This is a genomic window from Mesorhizobium sp. M0052, assembly GCF_040323255.1.
In the GTDB taxonomy this organism is placed as follows: Bacteria; Pseudomonadota; Alphaproteobacteria; order Rhizobiales; family Rhizobiaceae; genus Mesorhizobium.
In genome coordinates this window covers 148,468-165,954 of record NZ_JAMYUS010000013.1, presented here as the reverse complement: position 1 = coordinate 165,954, position 17,487 = coordinate 148,468, and the positions used below count along the sequence as shown (strand labels likewise).

At 63.0% G+C, this 17,487-nt stretch carries 15 protein-coding genes and 1 riboswitch; of the genes, 7 read left to right on the top strand and 8 right to left on the bottom strand.

Features of this window, described 5'->3' with window-relative positions; translation table 11 throughout:
- Positions 1 to 207 precede the first annotated feature (207 nt).
- Positions 208 to 1,215 (bottom strand): thiamine ABC transporter substrate binding subunit, encoded by a 1,008-nt coding sequence (gene thiB / locus NKJ77_RS19190; RefSeq protein ID WP_352535587.1) that lies wholly within the window; start codon positions 1,213 to 1,215, stop codon positions 208 to 210.
- Between the two features lie 43 nt (positions 1,216 to 1,258).
- Positions 1,259 to 1,373: riboswitch (TPP riboswitch) on the bottom strand.
- 162 nt (positions 1,374 to 1,535) lie between these two features.
- Between thiB and NKJ77_RS19185 the strand changes: the two genes are divergently transcribed.
- The 4 genes from NKJ77_RS19185 to NKJ77_RS19170 are packed head-to-tail and all read left to right on the top strand — an operon-like array spanning position 1,536 to position 4,614.
- Entirely contained in the window at positions 1,536 to 2,195 is a 660-nt protein-coding gene (locus NKJ77_RS19185; protein ID WP_352535586.1) for a thiamine diphosphokinase, read from the top strand.
- 1 nt (position 2,196) lies between these two features.
- Positions 2,197 to 4,017, top strand: coding sequence for an ABC-F family ATP-binding cassette domain-containing protein (locus NKJ77_RS19180; RefSeq protein ID WP_023690493.1), 1,821 nt, complete (start codon positions 2,197 to 2,199; stop codon positions 4,015 to 4,017).
- Positions 4,018 to 4,072: 55 nt separating this feature from the next.
- Positions 4,073 to 4,315, top strand: a complete 243-nt coding sequence (locus NKJ77_RS19175) for a type II toxin-antitoxin system CcdA family antitoxin (RefSeq protein WP_023693600.1) — start codon at positions 4,073 to 4,075, stop codon at positions 4,313 to 4,315.
- A complete protein-coding gene (locus NKJ77_RS19170; RefSeq protein WP_023673676.1) occupies positions 4,315 to 4,614 on the top strand; it encodes a CcdB family protein in 300 nt (99 codons plus the stop codon). Before NKJ77_RS19175 ends, NKJ77_RS19170 begins: the two co-directional genes overlap by 1 nt.
- Before the next feature lie 26 nt (positions 4,615 to 4,640).
- Here the strand turns inward: NKJ77_RS19170 and NKJ77_RS19165 are convergent, their stop codons facing one another.
- Positions 4,641 to 6,302, bottom strand: coding sequence for a hypothetical protein (locus NKJ77_RS19165; RefSeq protein ID WP_352535585.1), 1,662 nt, complete (start codon positions 6,300 to 6,302; stop codon positions 4,641 to 4,643).
- A 76-nt stretch (positions 6,303 to 6,378) separates the two neighbouring features.
- Positions 6,379 to 7,677 carry an adenylosuccinate synthase gene (locus tag NKJ77_RS19160; protein ID WP_023684197.1) on the bottom strand — a complete coding sequence of 433 codons (1,299 nt, stop codon included), beginning with the start codon at positions 7,675 to 7,677 and terminating at the stop codon, positions 6,379 to 6,381.
- Between the two features lie 208 nt (positions 7,678 to 7,885).
- Here NKJ77_RS19160 and NKJ77_RS19155 point away from each other — a divergent pair, with 208 nt between their 5' ends.
- Positions 7,886 to 8,791 (top strand): DMT family transporter, encoded by a 906-nt coding sequence (locus tag NKJ77_RS19155; RefSeq protein WP_023699181.1) that lies wholly within the window; start codon positions 7,886 to 7,888, stop codon positions 8,789 to 8,791.
- A gap of 105 nt (positions 8,792 to 8,896) precedes the next feature.
- Positions 8,897 to 9,361: a DUF2231 domain-containing protein gene (locus NKJ77_RS19150; RefSeq protein WP_023684195.1), complete on the top strand. Its 465-nt coding sequence runs from the start codon at positions 8,897 to 8,899 to the stop codon at positions 9,359 to 9,361.
- A gap of 64 nt (positions 9,362 to 9,425) precedes the next feature.
- Here NKJ77_RS19150 and serA read toward each other — a convergent pair whose 3' ends face one another.
- The 5 genes from serA to glmM all read right to left on the bottom strand — a co-directional run bounded on the left by serA (position 9,426) and on the right by glmM (position 16,002).
- Complete coding sequence (gene serA / locus NKJ77_RS19145; RefSeq protein WP_023726192.1) at positions 9,426 to 11,027, bottom strand: phosphoglycerate dehydrogenase; 1,602 nt, start codon at positions 11,025 to 11,027, stop codon at positions 9,426 to 9,428.
- A 58-nt stretch (positions 11,028 to 11,085) separates the two neighbouring features.
- Entirely contained in the window at positions 11,086 to 12,261 is a 1,176-nt protein-coding gene (locus NKJ77_RS19140; RefSeq protein ID WP_023726191.1) for a phosphoserine transaminase, read from the bottom strand.
- 201 nt (positions 12,262 to 12,462) lie between these two features.
- Positions 12,463 to 13,323: an outer membrane protein gene (locus NKJ77_RS19135; RefSeq protein WP_023694608.1), complete on the bottom strand. Its 861-nt coding sequence runs from the start codon at positions 13,321 to 13,323 to the stop codon at positions 12,463 to 12,465.
- Between the two features lie 229 nt (positions 13,324 to 13,552).
- The gene (locus NKJ77_RS19130) at positions 13,553 to 14,398 is read right to left on the bottom strand and encodes an outer membrane protein (RefSeq protein WP_023711972.1); all 846 of its coding nucleotides are present in this window, start codon (positions 14,396 to 14,398) and stop codon (positions 13,553 to 13,555) included.
- Positions 14,399 to 14,649: 251 nt separating this feature from the next.
- A complete protein-coding gene (glmM, locus tag NKJ77_RS19125; protein ID WP_023704880.1) occupies positions 14,650 to 16,002 on the bottom strand; it encodes a phosphoglucosamine mutase in 1,353 nt (450 codons plus the stop codon).
- A 343-nt stretch (positions 16,003 to 16,345) separates the two neighbouring features.
- On the opposite strand from glmM, the gene NKJ77_RS19120 reads away from it, so the two are divergent.
- Entirely contained in the window at positions 16,346 to 17,350 is a 1,005-nt protein-coding gene (locus tag NKJ77_RS19120; RefSeq protein WP_352535584.1) for a hypothetical protein, read from the top strand.
- The last annotated feature ends 137 nt before the right edge of the window (positions 17,351 to 17,487 follow it).

Below are 17,487 nucleotides of genomic sequence, written 5' to 3'. Positions count from 1 at the left end.
AAATATTTCATGGAGGTCGAGTTCCCGCCCACCCCCCTCTGTCCTGCCGGACATCCCCCCCGCAAGGGGGGAGACTAGCAGCTTCGCTCCCCGCCCCATCCTCGCCGCGTTGGAGGTTGACGAAAGCTTCTGAGCGCTTGATCTCCCCCCTTGCGGGGGAGATGGCCGGCAGGCCAGAGGGGGGTGTTCAAGCGCCATCCTGAATTCCTACTTGCTCATCACCGCCAGCCATTCATCCACCCAGGCCTTGCGATTTGCCGCGACCTCTTCCGGGCTGAACAGCAAGGTCTTCGCCGGCTTGACCAGCCTATCAAAAGCCGGATTGAGCGGCTTGTCGGTTTTCCCGGCCGGGAACATCCAGTTGGTCTCCGGAATGACATCCTGGAATTTCGGCCCGGTCATGAAGGCCAGGAACTTCGCCGCCAGCGGATTCTTCGCGCCCGTGGTGGTGATGCCGGCGACCTCGATTTGCAGATACTCGCCTTCCTCGAACGAGGCCGCCTGGAAGCGCCCGGTGTTCTCGGCCACCATGTGGTAGGCCGGCGACGTCGTATAGGAAAGCACCATCGGCGCCTCGCCCTTGGTGAACAGGCCGTAGGCCTCGCTCCAGCCCGGCGTCACCGTCAGCACTTTGCCCCTGAGTTTCGCCCAGGCTTCCGGCGCCTTGTCGCCATAGACCGACTTGACCCACAGCAGCAGGCCGAGGCCCGGCGTCGACGTCCTCGGATCCTGGATGACGATCTTGTCGGCGGCATCGCCCTCGACCAGTTCCTTCAGGCTCTTCGGTGGGCTCTTCAGCTTTTCGGTGTCGTAGACGAGGGCGAAATAACCATAATCATAGGGCACGAAAGTGTCGTCGCTCCAGCCGCCCGGCACGTTGTTTTCAGCCACCGCGCCATGTGGGACAAACAGGCCGGAAGCCTTGGCTTCCGCGGTGAGGTTGGTGTCGAGGCCAAGCACGATATCTGCTTTGGTCGAGGCTCCTTCCAGCTTGACGCGGTTGAGAAGTGCGACGCCGTCGGCCGCCGAGACGAAGTCGACGCTGCAGCCGCACTCGGCTTCGAATTCCTTCTTCACCTGGGGGCCCGGACCCCAGTCGGCAGTGAAACTCTCATAGGTATAGATCGTGAGTTTTTCCTGCGCGGACGCAGAGCTTGCCAGTAGCGAAACAGCAAGCCCCAGCGCTGGGACAAGACGGGACAAAAACATGCGCATCGGCGCCTCCTTCATTCGTGTTGAAAGGAATTGAGGCGTCGGGCTGTCCGAAGCGTCTAATCCCTCCGCCGGTACAAACCGGATCAGGTTCAGCGGGTTGGCGAGACTGCCTCTCAGCCGGTCCGCGAAGATCGCGTCCGGCACCCCGTTAGAGCGTTTCGACACATAGGCCCGGCCAAGGTGCCACGCAAGTGGAAGTTTGCCCGAGCATGATCCCGGAAAGTGGAATCCGTTTCCGGAAAAAGATCATGCTCCAACAAAGAGTGACGGTGCCGCTCGGCCTTCCGTTTCGTCGGCGGGGCTGGTAAGGGCCAGCGGATATGAGCACATTCACCATCCTGCTTGGCGGCGATCTCGTCCGCACGCCGCGGCTCGACCGCCAGGTCGCGGGCACGCGCGTCATCGCCGCCGACGCCGGCATCGATCATGCCCGCCTGCTCGGCGTGATGCCGGAGCTGTGGGTCGGCGATTTCGATTCCGTGCCGGCGGACCTGCCTGCCGATCTCGCCGCCGTGCCGCGGGAGGTGTTTCCTCCCGAAAAGGACAAGACCGATGGCGAACTGGCGATCGCGGCGGCATTGGGACGCGGCGCCACCAGCCTGGTGCTGGCCGGCGCTTTCGGCGGCAAGCGCGCCGACCACGCCTTCCTCCATCTGGCGCTCAGCCTGCGGCTGGCCGAGGCCGGCACAAAATTGCTGTTGACCAGCGGAGCGCAGGAAGGCGCCCCTCTGCTGCCTGGCAAGGCCGGCTTCGACTATGCCGACGGAACGCTGTTTTCGGTGCTCGGCTTTTCCGATCTTTCGGGCCTCACCGTGTCCGGCGCGAAGTGGCCGCTCGACCATGTCGAGGTCGTGTTCGGCTCGTCGCTGACCATCTCGAACGAGGTCAAGTCCAACACGACCGGGGGCGGCCTCGAAATCGCGCTCGGCCATGGCCGCGCGCTGCTGCTCGCCCACCCCTACCCCTTGCCTGAAAGCTGACATGGCCCCGCCCCTTCTCAACCTCGACGGCATAAGACTGACCTTTGGCGGCACGCCGCTGCTCGATGGCGCCGAACTGACGGCGTCCGCCGGTGACAAGATCGCGCTCGTCGGCCGCAACGGCTCCGGCAAGTCGACGCTCCTGAAGATTGCCGCCGGTCTGATCGAGCCGCAAGACGGCGAGGTCTTCCGCCAGCCTTCGGCAACGGTGCGCTATCTCCCGCAAATGCCCGACATGGACGGCTTTGCCAATGTGCGTGCCTATGTCGAGGCCGGGCTTGGGCCTGCCGACGATCCCTACCGCGCCACATATCTGATGGAGCATCTCGGCCTCGCCGGCACGGAGAACCCCAACGATCTCTCCGGTGGCGAGGCGCGCCGCGCAGCACTTGCCCGCGTCATGGCGCCCGAACCCGATATTCTGCTGCTTGACGAGCCGACCAACCATCTCGATTTGTCGGTCATCGAATGGCTGGAAGAGGAGCTCGTCCGGACGTCTTCGGCGCTGATCGTCATCTCGCACGACCGACGCTTCCTCGAACGCGTCTCGCGCGCCACCGTCTGGCTCGACCGTGGCCAGACCCGCCGCCTCGACAAGGGCTTTGGCCATTTCGAGGAATGGCGCGACCTTGTGCTGGAAGAGGAAGAGCGCGAACAGCACAAGCTCGGCCGCCAGATCGTGCGCGAGGAGCATTGGCTGCGCTATGGCGTGACGGCTCGCCGCAAACGCAACATGCGCCGCCTGGGCGAACTGCAGACCATGCGCCAGCGTTTTCGCGGCCATCGCGGCGCCGAGGGCTCGGCGACCATGGTGGCCAGCGACGCCGCCGAATCCGGCAAGCTGGTGATCGAGGCCAAGAACATCGAGAAGAGTTTTGGCGACCTGACCGTGGTCAAGGGCTTCTCGACCCGCATTCAGCGCGGCGATCGCGTCGGCCTTGTCGGGCCGAACGGCGCCGGCAAGACGACGCTGTTGAAGATGCTTACCGGCGAGATGAAGCCCGATGCCGGCTCGGTGCGGCTCGGCACCAATCTGGAAATCGCCACGCTCGACCAGAAGCGCGAGGCGGTCGATCCGGCCGAGACCCTGGCGCAGTATCTCACGGACGGGCGCGGCGAAAACCTCGTCATCAATGGCGAGCAGCGCCATGTCGTGTCCTACATGAAGGATTTCCTGTTCAAGCCGGAACAGGCGCGCACCCCGGTGCGCGAGCTGTCCGGCGGCGAACGGGCGCGGCTGCTCCTGGCGCGTGTTCTGGCGCGGCCGGCCAACCTTCTGGTGCTCGACGAGCCGACCAACGATCTCGACATGGAGACGCTGGAACTGTTGCAGGAACTTGTCGCCGGCTTTGCCGGCACGGTCATCCTGGTCAGCCACGACCGCGACTTCCTCGACCGCACCGTCACCAGCATCATCGCCCCGGACGGAGGCGGCCGCTGGATCGAATATGCCGGTGGCTATTCCGACATGCTGGCGCAGCGCGGCGGCACCCGGCTCGACGACCGCAAGGCGCGCGCCAAGGCCGAAGCCAGCGATGCGCCGGCGCCGGGCAAGAGCGAGCCGGCAGCGCCAAAAGGGCCGTCGAAGAAACTGTCGTTCAAGCAGAAATTCGCCCTGGAATCGCTGCCCAAGAAGATCGAGGCGGTAATGGCCTCGATCTCGCGTTTGGAAAACAACATCGCCGATCCCGCCTATTACGAGCGCGACCCGGCCTCGTTCCAAAAGACCATCGCCGCCCTCGACAAGGAACGCGCCACGCTGGCCGCACTCGAGGAAGAGTGGCTGGAACTGGAAATGCTGCGTGAGGAGATGGAGGGGTAGCATTGCCTGCGGTCTTTTATGCGCGTATATTGTGCGCATGAAAGGAGGCATCTCCGTGCTTCAATCGACGCCAAAAACTCAGCGGACCTCTGTCAACACGTCCATTGACTCTCAGTTGATCAAGGACGCCAAAGCGTTGGGCATCAACATCTCCCGCGCTGCCGAAGCAGGGATCGCGAAAGCGATTGCGGCGGAGAAAACGCGTCGATGGCAAGAAGAAAACAGGGAAGCCATCGAAAGCTCCAACGAATATGTCCGAAAGAACGGACTGCCATTGGCTAAACACCGGCCGTTCTGATGGCGCGTTACGATTTCTATCGGAGTACCGAGAGCGACGGTTATCTTCTCGACGTGCAGTCAGATATGCTTGAAGGGCTGAGCACGAGGGTGGTCGTTCCTTTGATGCCGCCCGAGATTGCCCCGCTTCCTGGCCGCCGCCTGAACCCGACCTTCGCTATAAACGGCAAAGATCTTGTGATGGTCACACAGTTTGTGTCGGCCTTCAGCGCGTCCGAATTGCGGATGCCAGAGGGAAACCTTTCTAGACATCACGACGACATCGTCGCCGCCCTCGACATGCTGTTCCAGGGCTTCTGAGCGAAGGCAGCCGCTACTGCCGCCCGTCAACCTGCCGTCTTGGCCTGCCAGGCCTTCAGCGCCTCGTCGAACACCTTCTCGCCCGGAATGCCCTTTTCCATGGTCAGCAGCGCCCGGCGTCCGGTCTTGTAGACCACCGGCACGTCGATCCAGTCCTGGCCTCGAAGCAAGGTCATATTGGCGTCCTCGTCGGCCTTGGTGTCGTTGAGCGCCACCAGGAAGAAGCCGTCGGCGATCTTGGCCGGAATGCCGATCAGCGGGCTGCCGGCATCCTGTTCCGAACTCTTCATGGCGACGCGCAGGATGTTGTCGACGCCACCGCCGTCAAAGCCCTCGGGCGTCAGGAAGATCATCTCGATGATGTGGCTGGCCGGCAGCGTCTGGTCGGTATTGCGGCGGATGGTCATGCGCAGCTGGATGTCCTTGCCGGGAATGGTCGCCTCGGCGCGGATCGCCGGCTCGGGCGGCAGGTCGCCGCCGGGCGATTCCTGCACCAGCGACCAGACGATGCTGCCGGGTTCGGCCGAACCTTGCGCGGTCGAGGTGCGTTCCTCGTAGAAGATCGCCTTCTGGCCGACCGCAACGGTCGGCGCGGGAGCGGCGGCCGCCGGCGCAGCGGGCGGCGTGCCGGCCGCGGGCGGCGTGGCGGCGGCATCAGCCGGTGCTGCCCCATTGGCCGGCGGAGCGGCGCCATCGGCGGGCGGCGTTGCCGGTGGCGTGGCGGAAGCGTCGGGCGCCGGCGTGGTGGGCGCGCCCGTGGCTGCGGCGTCGCCGGCCGGCGGGGTCGCAGGCGCTGGCGCCGCCGCAGGCGGTGCTGAAGCCGGGGGTGGCGGTGTGGTCAGCGCGGCGACGGACTCGCCCTCGCCGATGCCGCTTTGACCGGCCGCGGGACCGGGGTCGGTCTCACCGCCTTCGGGCGACAGGCGCTGGGTGAACTTCGTTCCCTCGCCGGCAGGAGCCGGTGCGGGTGCATCGGCCGCGGGCTTGGCCGGCGCCGGCTTTACCAGCGGTTCGGTCGAGACCGTCTTGGTGTCGCCGCCAAGGCCCAGCATCGAGCCAAAGGCATCCTTGTTCAGCCAGATGCCATAGCCGCCGCCGGCGACCACCAGAAGCGCGACGACAGCCGCGATCAACCCGCCATAGCTGCGCCTGCGCTCGGCGGGGCGCAGGCGTTGGAACGTGTCCGCCGCCGGCTGCTCGTCATTGGCAAAGACATCGGCGCTATCGTCGTCGGCGTCCAGCTCCGCGGCTTGCTTGTCGATGGTTTCTGCACGCGCCACAGGCGGAGGCGGTGTCGGAGCGGGCCTCTGCCAGCTCGGCTCTGTCCTGGTGGTCGGCGCCGGCTGCACGGGTTTCGCCGGCTGCCAGGCCGGCGCAGGCGTGGCGGAAGGCTTTACATGACTGGACTGGTTCTTGTTGCGGTCGATGGAGGAGAAGATGTGCTCCAGCTCCGCCAGTGGGTCGGATGCCGGCAGTGCCCTGGCATAGTCGCGCTCGACGCTCGAGATGGCATCTTCCAGGGATCGCTTCTGCGTGCTTATGGCTTCGGCGGCGAGCGGCGGCGAATACTCCGCAAGCTTCTTCGCCAGCATGGTACGAACGCTTTCATAGATCCGCGTACGCTTTTCGGGCGTTTCGTCGCCGTGCTTGTCGAGCGCCTTTTTCAGAATAGCAACGAAATCTGCCATGCTTCAGTCGACCTGTATTGTGTTTCCGCGCCGGCCCCCGCAAATCGGCCGCGATGCCCGGAAAGGCTTCAGAAAACTAGTCTTGAAACGGATCGGTCACAAGTATCGTGTCGTCCCGTTCCGGGCTGGTGGAAAGGAGCGCGACGGGTGCCCCGATCAGCTCCTCGATGTAACGGACATATTTGACGGCCTGCGCCGGAAGGTCGTTCCAGCTGCGTGCGCCGGCTGTGGTGCCTTTCCAGCCTTCGAGCGTCTCGTAGACCGGCTCGACACGCGCCTGCGCGCCCTGGCTGGCCGGCAGATAGTCGATCGTTTCGCCATCGAGACGGTAGCCGGTGCAGACCTTGATCTCATCCAGCCCGTCGAGCACGTCGAGTTTGGTCAGGGCGATGCCCTTGATGCCGTTGACGGCGACGGCCTGGCGCACCAGCACGGCGTCGAACCAGCCGCAACGGCGTTTGCGCCCGGTGACGACGCCGAATTCGTGGCCACGCGTACCGAGAAATTCGCCGATCTCGTTCTTCTGCTCGGTCGGGAACGGGCCTTCGCCGACACGCGTCGTATAGGCCTTGGTGATGCCCAGGACATAGCCGATGGCGCCGGGGCCCACCCCCGAGCCGGCGGCTGCCTGGCCGGCAACGGTGTTGGACGAGGTGACGAACGGATAGGTGCCGTGGTCGATGTCGAGCAGCGTGCCTTGCGCGCCCTCGAACAGGATGCGTTCGCCGGCGCGGCGCTTGTCGTCGAGGATTTTCCAGACGCGGTCCATATAGGGCAGGATCTCATCGGCGACCGAGGTCAGCTCGGTCATGATCGCCTCATGCGTGACTTCGCCATGGCCAAGCCCGCGACGCAGCGCATTGTGATGCGTCAGCAGCCTGTCGACCTTGAGGGGCAGCGTTTCCAAATCCGCCAGATCCATCACCCGAACCGCGCGCCGGCCCACCTTGTCTTCATAGGCTGGGCCGATGCCACGACGCGTCGTGCCAATTTTCGTCCCGGAATTGGAGGCGGCGTCCTCGCGGAATCCGTCCAGCTCCCGGTGCAGCGACAGGATAAGCGCGGTGTTTTCGGCTATTTTCAGGCGGTCCGGCGTGACCTCGACGCCTTGCGCCTTGAGTTTTGCCACTTCGGCGACAAAGGCGTGCGGGTCGAAGACGACGCCATTGCCGATGATCGACAGCTTGCCTTGCCGCACCACGCCCGACGGCAGCAGCGACAGTTTGTAGACCTTGCCGTCGACGACCAGCGTATGGCCGGCATTGTGGCCGCCCTGGAAGCGCACGACCACGTCGGCGCGCTCCGACAACCAGTCGACGATCTTGCCCTTGCCTTCGTCGCCCCATTGCGAGCCGACGACCACCACATTGGCCATGTTTCTTTTCCCTTGAGATGCCGCCCTGGCGGCCTGGATATGGTTCGAAACGACAGGCCTCTATAGCGTCAAGACCTCGCAAGCGCGACCTTTCTTTGCCGTCGAAAATGCCCTGAGGCACAACAATTTTCGGCTTTGACATCATTTACTTGCGTCGGCGGGGGCAATAGGCCGGCAAACACAACTTCCCAGGCGGCCGGAATCCCGCATGCATCGACGCGCCTACCTGTTCCTGCTGCTGACCACCTTGCTGTGGGGCGGCAATTCCGTCGCCGGCAAGCTGGCGGTCGGTCACGTCTCGCCGATGACGCTGGTCTTCCTGCGCTGGGTGCTGGCCGTCGCGATCCTGCTGCCGATCGGCTGGCGCACGATCAGGGAGGACTGGCCGGTGGTGCGCAAACACTGGTTCGTCCTGGCTGCACTTGGCGCCAGCGGCTTCACTCTGTTCAACACCATTTTCTACACCGCGCTCAACTACACGACGGCGATCAATGTCTCGATCGAACAGGCGGCGATGCCGGTCTTGATCATCATTGCCAATTTCTTCTTCTTCCGCCTGCGCGTGAGTTGGGCGCAGATTGCGGGCGTGGTGCTGACCATCTTCGGTGTCATCTTGACTGCCTGCCACGGCGATCCGCGCCGGCTGCTCACATTGGAACTCAATTTCGGCGACGCCATCATGCTGGTCGCGGTCGTCCTCTACAGCGGTTATTCGGTCGGGCTGCGGCTGAAGCCGGTGATGCGCTGGCAGAGCCTGATGTTGTCCCTGGCGATCGCTGCCCTCATCACCTCGCTGCCGTTCTTCCTGTGGGAGGTCGCCGCCGGCAAGGTTATCGTCCCCGATATCAGCGGCTGGGTGGTCATCGTCTATACCGCGATCGGCGCTTCGGTCATTTCGCAGATCACTTACATCAGGGGCAACGAACTGATCGGCGCCAACCGTGCCGGGCTGTTCATCAATCTGGTGCCGATCTTCGGCACGCTGCTGTCAGTGCTGATCGTCGGCGAGACATTCCAGCTCTACCAGGCGCTGGCGCTCGTCCTGGTGCTGGGCGGCATTTCGCTCGCCGAATACAGCGGGCGCAAGATGGCGGCACCGAACCGCCGCGGATAACATTTGGCTGCTGCCGCGCTGCGCCGCCGTCGCGATAACTGCTGCCGCGCGCCGACCTGGAACATTTTACCTCTGGCGGAGTTTGCTTGCGTGGGAGGCAACAAGATGAGCCATAACCCTCGCAGCACGGCAAGCATTGCCGGTCACCCCATTCATCCAATGCTGATTCCGTTTCCGATCGCCTTCTTTGTCGGCACCTTCGTTTGCGATCTGATTTTCTGGCAAACAGCCGATCCCGGGTGGGTCACCGGATCGCTTTGGCTTCTCGGCGCCGGCCTGATCATGGGCGCCTTGGCCGCTCTTACCGGCCTGACGGACGTTCTCGGCGATGTTCAGATCCGCAATCTCACGACGGCATGGCTCCATGCCGGCGGCAACGTGCTCGTCGTGCTGATCGAGCTTTATAACTGGTACTCGCGTTATGTCGGTGGAGCGGCGGCTGTGATCCCGACCGGCTTTATCTTATCGCTGATCGTGGTTCTGGTCCTGCTGTTTACAGGCTGGAAGGGCTGGGAATTGGTCTATCGGCATCGCGTGGGCGTCTCCGACGGCTCAGATGAATTGACCTGAACCGGCCTGTGCGGCGGCCGCCCCAATGATGGGGGGAGGACCGCCGCGTCCGCCACGACGTCAACTACATCGCGTTGACGTCGAACTGCAGCCGCTTGGCCGAGTCTATCGACTTGTGCGCCTTGACCTGTTCCAGCACTTTTTCCGGGAACGGCGCGTCGAGATAGAGCAGCGCAATCGCGTCGCCGCCCGGCCGGTTGCGGCCGAGCTGGAAGTTGGCGATGTTGACGCCGTTCTCGCCGCACACCGTGCCGAGCAGGCCGATAATGCCGGGCGCATCGGCATTGGTTGTGTAGAGCATGTGCTGGCCGACCTCGGCGTCGAGATTGATGCCCTTGATCTGGATGAAGCGCGGCTTGCCGTCGGAGAAGCAGGTGCCGGCGATCGAGCGCGTCATGTGCTCGGTCTTCACCGTCAGCTTGATGTAGCCGTCGAACACGCCCGACTTGTCGCGCTTGACCTCGGCGACGATGATGCCGCGCTCCTTCACCATGATCGGCGCCGACACCATATTGACGTCGGCGACCTGCGGCCGGATCAGCCCGGCGAGCGTCGCACTGATCAGGGCGCGCGTGTTCATCGTCGCGGTCGAGCCGTCGAACAGGATCTCGACCTCGTTGATCGGGTCCTCGGTGACCTGGCCGACAAAGGCGCCGAGCACTTCGGCGAGCTTGACGAACGGCTTTAGCCGCGGTGCTTCCTCGGCCGTGATCGAGGGCATGTTGATGGCATTCGAAACCGCACCCTTGATCAGATAGTCGGCCATCTGCTCGGCTACTTGCAGCGCAACATTTTCCTGTGCTTCCGCTGTCGAGGCGCCGAGATGCGGCGTTGCCACCACATTCTCCATGCCGAACAGCGCGTTGTTCTCCGCCGGTTCGACCTCGAACACATCGACGCCGGCGCCCGCCACCTTGCCGCTCTTCAGCGCCGCGACCAGGTCGGCTTCGACGATGAGCCCGCCACGCGCGCAATTGATGATGCGCACGCCGTTCTTCATTTTGGCGATCGCCGCCGCGTCGATGATGTTGCGCGTCTTGTCGGTCAGCGGCGTGTGCAGCGTGATGAAATCGGCGCGGGCGAAAAGCTCGTCCAGCTCGACCTTGTCGACGCCGAGTTCCTCGGCGCGCTTGTCCGACAGGAACGGGTCGAAGGCAACGACATGCATCTTCAGGCCGACGCCGCGCGTGGCGACGATCGAGCCGATATTGCCGCAGCCGATGACACCCAGCGTCTTGCCGGTGATCTCGACGCCCATGAAACGGTTCTTTTCCCATTTGCCGGCATGGGTCGAGGCATTGGCCTCCGGGATCTGCCGGGCGAGTGCAAAGATCATGGCCACCGCATGTTCGGCCGTGGTGATCGAATTGCCGAAGGGCGTGTTCATCACGATGATGCCCTTGCGGCTCGCCGCGGGGATGTCGACATTGTCGACACCGATGCCGGCGCGGCCGACGACCTTGAGTCTTGTCGCTGCGTTGATCAGTTTTTCCGTGACCTTGGTCGCCGAGCGGATGGCAAGACCATCATACTGGTCGATGACTTCGAGCAGCTTTTCCTTGTCCTTGCCGAGATCGGGCAAATAGTCGACCTCGATACCGCGGTCCTTGAATATCTGGACGGCGGTGGTGGAGAGTTTGTCAGAGACGAGAACGCGGGGCGCCATGGCGGCCTCCTTGAACTGGATTGTCGGGAAAGGGCGGCCCGCAGGCCACCACGAAATCTCAGGCTGCGGCCTTCAGCGAAGCCTTCTGCGTGGCGAAGGCCCAGTCGAGCCAAGGCAGCAGCGCCTCGAGATCGGATGTCTCGACGGTGGCACCGCACCAGATGCGCAGGCCGGAAGGTGCATCGCGATAGGATCCGATGTCGTACGCGACGCCTTCCTTGTCGAGCATAGAGACGATCGCCTTGGCGAAAGCCGCCTGCCCGTCGGCGTCGAGCGCCGCGACATCGGCGTCGGTGAAGGACAGACATACGGACGTGTTGGACCGTGTCGCCGCATCGACCGCGAGATGGCCGAGCCAGGACGACTTGTCGACAAAGCCATCGAGCACGGCGGCATTGGCATCGGCTCTGGCAATCAACGCATCGAGACCGCCGATCGACTTCGCCCAATGAAGCGCATCGAGATAGTCCTCGACGCACAGCATCGACGGCGTGTTGATGGTCTCGCCGTTGAAGATGCCTTCGATCAGCTTGCCGCCCGAGGTCAGGCGGAAGATTTTCGGCAGCGGCCACGCCGGCTTGTAGGTTTCCAGTCGCTCGACGGCGCGAGGCGACAGGATCAGCATGCCGTGTGCGCCCTCGCCGCCCAGCACTTTCTGCCAGGAGAAGGTGACGACATCGAGCTTCTGGAAATCGAGCTTTTGCGCGAATGCCGCTGAGGTGGCATCGCAGATGGTCAGGCCCTTGCGATCCGCCGGTATGAAATCGCCATTCGGCACGCGCACGCCTGAGGTCGTGCCGTTCCAGGTGAAGACCACATCGCGGTCGAAATCGATCTTGGTGAGATCCGGCAGTTCGCCATAGCCTGCCTCGATCCTTCTGATATCGGCGAGCTTCAGCTGCTTGACGACATCGGTCACCCAGCCCGAGCCAAAGCTTTCCCATGCCACCATGTCGACACCGCGTTCACCGAGCAGCGACCACAGCGCCATCTCGACAGCACCCGTGTCCGACGCCGGCACGATGCCGATACGGTAATCCGCCGGAACCTGGAGAATTTCGCGAGTCAGCTCGATCGCCTGTTCGAGCTTGGTCTTGCCGATCTTGGCGCGGTGGGAACGGCCGAGCGCGGCATTCTTCAGCGCCTCGACCGACCAGCCGGGGCGTTTTGCGCAGGGACCTGAGGAGAAATTGGGATTTGCCGGACGGAGTCCGGGCTTCGTATGCGTCGTCATCGTGGTCTATCCTTCCAGATAGTGGCCCCTCGTTGGGGAGGGGTGGCCCACGGACGGCGATATGCGTTCAGCCCTCAGGCGTCAAGAGGAAAGTTTTTGTCGCTGACAAGATAGAAGCAGTCCGGGATCAGGATGTCGTGAGCCCAAACGCAAACGGCGGATCGAAGAGATCCGCCGTCGGGTTTCGTATCTGCAGCCAGCCTACCAGAGGTCGTAGCGCAGCCCGAGCTTGACCGTCTGATAATTGATGCCCTTGTGGATGTTGAAGGCGCCGCTGTCATAAGCGACGTATTTGGCGCCCGGCACCGAGAAATATTCGTAGCCAAGGTCAACCGACACGTTCTTGGCCACCTGATAGGAAAGACCGCCCCCGATCGAATAGGCAAGGTTGAATTTGCCCTCCTTATCCGTTGCACCCTCGTAACCGGCCGGATCATCACAAGAGAACCCGCCCGTGCCGGACGAATTGGGGGCCACTTCCACGCAATCCTTCGCCCCAATGCTCCTGTAATATTTATTGTATGCGACACCGACCCCTCCGCCAAGATATGGAGTGATTCCAACATAGGTGCCGAGATCGACATAGCCATTGGCCATGATGCTGTAGCCTTTGTTGGAAGCATTGTCGGAAAGATCGCATGCCTGCGTAGCCGCGACGGAATTGATGGTGCCAAAACCGTCGTCCACAAGCGTATGGCCGTCGCAAGTGGCTGCCAACTTGGCGTGTTCCCCGAATTTGTCGGTCGGAAGAATCCCGCCGTTCAGCTCGACCCGAAGATAGTCGTTGACATGATACCCCATACCGAAACTGCCTGTGAAAAGGCTGCTCTCATCGGTAAAGCTGTTAAGCGGGCCGGTTGTCGCTTCCTCATGCTCGAAGGGATGGCTGAACGCGTAGCCGACATCGCCGCGCAGATACCAGCCCGAGCCGACCTCGACCGGTTGATAGTCCGGCGCCTGATCGACATAGATCGGCGGATCGTAGTCCGCGGCTTGCGCCGGCGTCAGCAGCGCAAGCGCGAGTGCGGCAAGTGCCGGCGCTGTCAGCAATTTGAAATTCATGGGTCCCCGGCTCCTGAAATTGGCGCTCTTCATTTTGATCGCAAGCGCCGTTTCAGTGGGCATTGTTAACCATAGTGGTTAAGTGCGGGTTAAGGATAACGCGACGTTACCGATTTGATTTCGATAGGCTTTCTCTCCGCACGCCGCGGCCTGGAAGTGCACCGCAATCGGCAAACAAAAACCGCCCGGCATGGCCGGGCGGTTCGCAAATTCCTGGATTTCGAAGCGACTACTTGGTGTAGACCGGCTCCGGTTCGGGAACGTAGGGCTCCGGCGGCGGGGCGCAGTCCGACCGGCCGAACTGGTAGCGCAGGCCGCCGCGCACTTCGTGCACGTTGATGCCGCGATCGAAGCCCGGGCCGACATCGCTGTCGGAGGCGTAGTTGAACATCTTGCCACCATTGATGTGGCTGTAGCGATAGCCGAGATCGAGCTTGACCCGGTCGGTCAGGCAGTAGGAGGCGCCGGCCATGAGGGCATAGGCAAAGCGCCAGCCCTTGCCGCCGCTGTGCTCGAAGGAGCCATCGAGATCGGTATTGTGCAGCGTATCCCACTTGACCCAGGCACCACCGATGCCGGCGCCGACATAGGGCGTCACGCCGTGCCAGGTGCCGATATCGACATAGGCATTGGCCAGGAGCAGCATCGCCGAATAGGACGATGTGTCGACGGAGGTACAAGCTATGCCGCCGCCGCAGAAACCATTGGTCGAGCCGCGGAAATTGGACTTGCCCATCCAGTCGAAGGTCAGATCGGTGCGGAAGTACCGGTTGACCTGGTAACCGACACCGGCGCCGGCCGAGAAGGAACTCTTCAACTTGCCGGAGGCGAACGAACCGGGGAGTTGGGGCGGTGCCGGGCTGTAGGTGGTGTAGTCACCACCGCGGAACTTCGACCAGTGATAGTCGATATCGCCGCGGATGTACCAGCCGCCGAAATCGGCCGGCTGTTCATAGGCGATCGGCGCCGGCGCCTCTTCGACCACTGGCGGCTCCGCCAGATCGGCGGCGAATACTGGCCCGGCCACGCCTGCGAACAGCGCGGCAAGGAAAGCCCTTTTTGCTGTATTGAACATGTTTGTCACCCCTGAGAACCCGTCGGAACTTTGAATCCGCTCGAATTTGTTTGACCTCAGTTGTGGATAATGAATTGCAAAAGTTAAAAGGCGTTTAACCCTGTCGATTAACCACAAATTCTCGACATTTTAGCAAACGGCCTCCGCCGGCATGACGCTGGGACCAACCCTGGCCGAAACAAAAAGCCCGCCTGCAGGCGGGCTTGAAGTCTTGAGCCGGCAGTTCGCCCCTCCCGTCGGAGGCAGCGCAATCAGGCGGCGCTGCGCGTTTCCGAGATGATGTCGACGATGTCGTTGACCACGGCCTCGACCAGCTGTGGGTCGTCGCCCTCGGCCATGACGCGGATCAGCGGCTCGGTGCCCGAGGGCCGGATAACCAGGCGGCCGGCCTTGCCTAGACGGTTGCGCGCATCTTCGATCGCCGCCTTGACCAAGGCTTCTTCAAGCGGCTTGCCGCCGGCGATGCGGACATTCTTCAACAGTTGCGGCACCGGCTCGAATTTCTTCGACAATTCGCTGACCGGCCGGTTCTGCCGCTTGATGCAGGCCAGCACCTGCAGAGCCGAGACCAGCCCGTCGCCAGTGGTCGAGAAATCGGACAGCACAATGTGGCCCGACTGCTCGCCGCCGACATTCAACCCGTGCGCGCGCATATGCTCAACGACATAGCGGTCGCCGACCTTGGTGCGATGCAGCTGCAGCTTCATGTCGCCAAGGAAGCGTTCGAGGCCGAGATTGGACATCACCGTCGAGACGACGCCGCCGCCGGCCAGTCGCCCGCTCTGGTGCCAGGACTCGGCGATCAGCGCCATGATCTGGTCACCGTCGACGATGGTGCCGTTCTCGTCGACGATGACGACACGGTCGGCATCGCCGTCGAGTGCGATGCCGATATCGGCGCGCACTTCATGCACCTTCTTCTGCAGGCCGGCCGGATGGGTCGAGCCGCATTCCTTGTTGATGTTGAAACCGTTCGGATCGACATTGATGGCAATGACCTCGGCGCCCAGTTCCCAAAGTGCGGCGGGCGCCACCTTGTAGGCTGCGCCATTGGCGCAATCGACGACGATCCTGAGACCCGACAGCGACATCGAGCGCGGCAGCGTGCGCTTGGCGAATTCGATGTAGCGGTCATGCACGCCGTCGACGCGCTTGGCGCGGCCGAGCCCGTCGGAATCGGCGAGCGCCAGTTCGATATCCTTGTCGAGCATGCTCTCGATGCGCTCCTCGATCTCGTCGGAGAGCTTGTAGCCATCCGGACCGAACAGCTTGATGCCGTTGTCGTAATAAGGGTTGTGCGAGGCCGAGATCATGACGCCGATATCGGCGCGCAGCGAGCGCACCAGCATGGCGACCGCCGGTGTCGGGATCGGGCCGAGCAGGAACACATCCATGCCGGCCGCGCACAGGCCGGACACCATGGCGTTTTCGATCATGTAGCCGGACAGCCTGGTGTCCTTGCCGAGCACGACGCGGTGGCGATGGCTGCCGCGCTGGAACGACAGGCCGGCGGCCATGCCGACCCGCATCGCGATCTCAGCCGTCATCGGAAACTTGTTGGCGCGCCCGCGAATGCCGTCGGTGCCAAAATAACGTCCTGCCATGCTTGCCAGAATCCCCGTCGGTTTTCAGCCGGCTCGTAATGCCACAATTGGTCCGAGCCCGACTATCACATTGTGTGATTGTATATTACCAATTCTTAGAAAATCATTGTAGCAGGCTGTTCGGAGCGTTGGCAGCGTATCATGACACGGTGTTGCCGCAATATAGCATTCACACTGGGCCACACTGCGCAGATTGGGCCGGTAAGCCGGACTGTTGGAGGGGCAGATCGCAAGGGTCCATCACCTTATCGGGAGAACGCCGTTTAGCATCTGGCGCAGCCTAGCGTTGAGAGCTATTGATTGACACAGGTACAACCTATGGGCGCAGCAACGGGAGAACGCCATGCTCATCCACCGACTTGCAACTTTGACGGGTCTTGCCGTCGCAACCTTGTTCATGGCGGCGCCCGCCAGCGCGCTGACCATGGCCCAGTGTAGTACCAAGTATAATGCCGCCAAGGACGCCGGCACGCTGAACGGGCAGACCTGGAATCAGTATCGGAAGGCCGAGTGCGGCACCGACGCGGCGGCCACCACCGAGACCGCAAAGCCGGCGGCCAAGAAGGCCGCTGCGGCCAAGATGGACACGACCAAGGCCGCCGCCGCTGCTGATGACGGCGCCAAGGCTCTGACGGCCAAGGAATGCAGCGCTAAATACCAGGCTGCCAAGGCCGCCGGTACGCTCAATGGCGCAAAGTGGAACGACTTCCGCAAGACCGAATGCGCCGCCGGCGCATCCGCCGCGGCAGAACCCGCCAAGGCCACGACCAAGGCCGCAGCCACAACCGACGATGGCGCTAAGGGCCTGACGGCCAAGGAATGCAGCACCAAGTACCAGGCGGCAAAGGCCGCCGGTACGCTCAATGGCGCAAAGTGGAACGACTTCCGCAAGACCGAATGCGCCGCCGGGGCCTCGGCCGCGGCAGCACCCGCCAAGGGAACCACCAAGGCAGCTGCCGACAGCAGCGGCAAGGGCCTGAGCATGGCCGATTGCAGCGCCAAGTACCAGGCTGCCAAGTCTGCCAATACTCTGGGCGGCAAGAAGTGGAACGACTTCCGCAAGGCCGAATGCGGCGCAGGCGCAGATGACGACGACACCGTGCCCGCTCCGAGCGAGGCGACCTATACCAGCGAGCCCGAGAAGCCATCGGTCACCGCTCCCAAGGGCGTGAAGTTCCCGGCCGCGATCTCGAAGAAATACGCCGGCGAGACGCCGGCCAAGGGCCGCATGCACACCTGCCTCGAGCTCTACTACGCCAATAAGGACGCCAACACGCTGAATGGCCTGCGCTGGATCCAGAAGGGCGGCGGCTTCTACAGCCTCTGCAATGCCAAGCTGAAGAGCTGATCGCGTAGCCATATTCTCCAGACAGAGGCCCGCGCATCGCAGCATGCGCGGGCCTTTTTATTGCGCTCGAACACACCCGGCGTTGATCGACGTCTACATATCGCGGGAGCTGTCGGCATCATCTATTCGCCCACACT

Coding starts and splice junctions, on each gene's coding strand:
- thiB (WP_352535587.1), bottom strand. CDS start 1,215: ATGCGCATGTTTTTGTCCCGTCTTGTCCCAGCGCTGGGGCTTGCTGTT.
- NKJ77_RS19185 (WP_352535586.1), top strand. CDS start 1,536: ATGAGCACATTCACCATCCTGCTTGGCGGCGATCTCGTCCGCACGCCG.
- NKJ77_RS19180 (WP_023690493.1), top strand. CDS start 2,197: ATGGCCCCGCCCCTTCTCAACCTCGACGGCATAAGACTGACCTTTGGC.
- NKJ77_RS19170 (WP_023673676.1), top strand. CDS start 4,315: ATGGCGCGTTACGATTTCTATCGGAGTACCGAGAGCGACGGTTATCTT.
- NKJ77_RS19165 (WP_352535585.1), bottom strand. CDS start 6,302: ATGGCAGATTTCGTTGCTATTCTGAAAAAGGCGCTCGACAAGCACGGC.
- NKJ77_RS19160 (WP_023684197.1), bottom strand. CDS start 7,677: ATGGCCAATGTGGTGGTCGTCGGCTCGCAATGGGGCGACGAAGGCAAG.
- NKJ77_RS19155 (WP_023699181.1), top strand. CDS start 7,886: ATGCATCGACGCGCCTACCTGTTCCTGCTGCTGACCACCTTGCTGTGG.
- NKJ77_RS19150 (WP_023684195.1), top strand. CDS start 8,897: ATGAGCCATAACCCTCGCAGCACGGCAAGCATTGCCGGTCACCCCATT.
- serA (WP_023726192.1), bottom strand. CDS start 11,027: ATGGCGCCCCGCGTTCTCGTCTCTGACAAACTCTCCACCACCGCCGTC.
- NKJ77_RS19140 (WP_023726191.1), bottom strand. CDS start 12,261: ATGACGACGCATACGAAGCCCGGACTCCGTCCGGCAAATCCCAATTTC.
- NKJ77_RS19135 (WP_023694608.1), bottom strand. CDS start 13,323: ATGAATTTCAAATTGCTGACAGCGCCGGCACTTGCCGCACTCGCGCTT.
- NKJ77_RS19130 (WP_023711972.1), bottom strand. CDS start 14,398: ATGTTCAATACAGCAAAAAGGGCTTTCCTTGCCGCGCTGTTCGCAGGC.
- glmM (WP_023704880.1), bottom strand. CDS start 16,002: ATGGCAGGACGTTATTTTGGCACCGACGGCATTCGCGGGCGCGCCAAC.
- NKJ77_RS19120 (WP_352535584.1), top strand. CDS start 16,346: ATGCTCATCCACCGACTTGCAACTTTGACGGGTCTTGCCGTCGCAACC.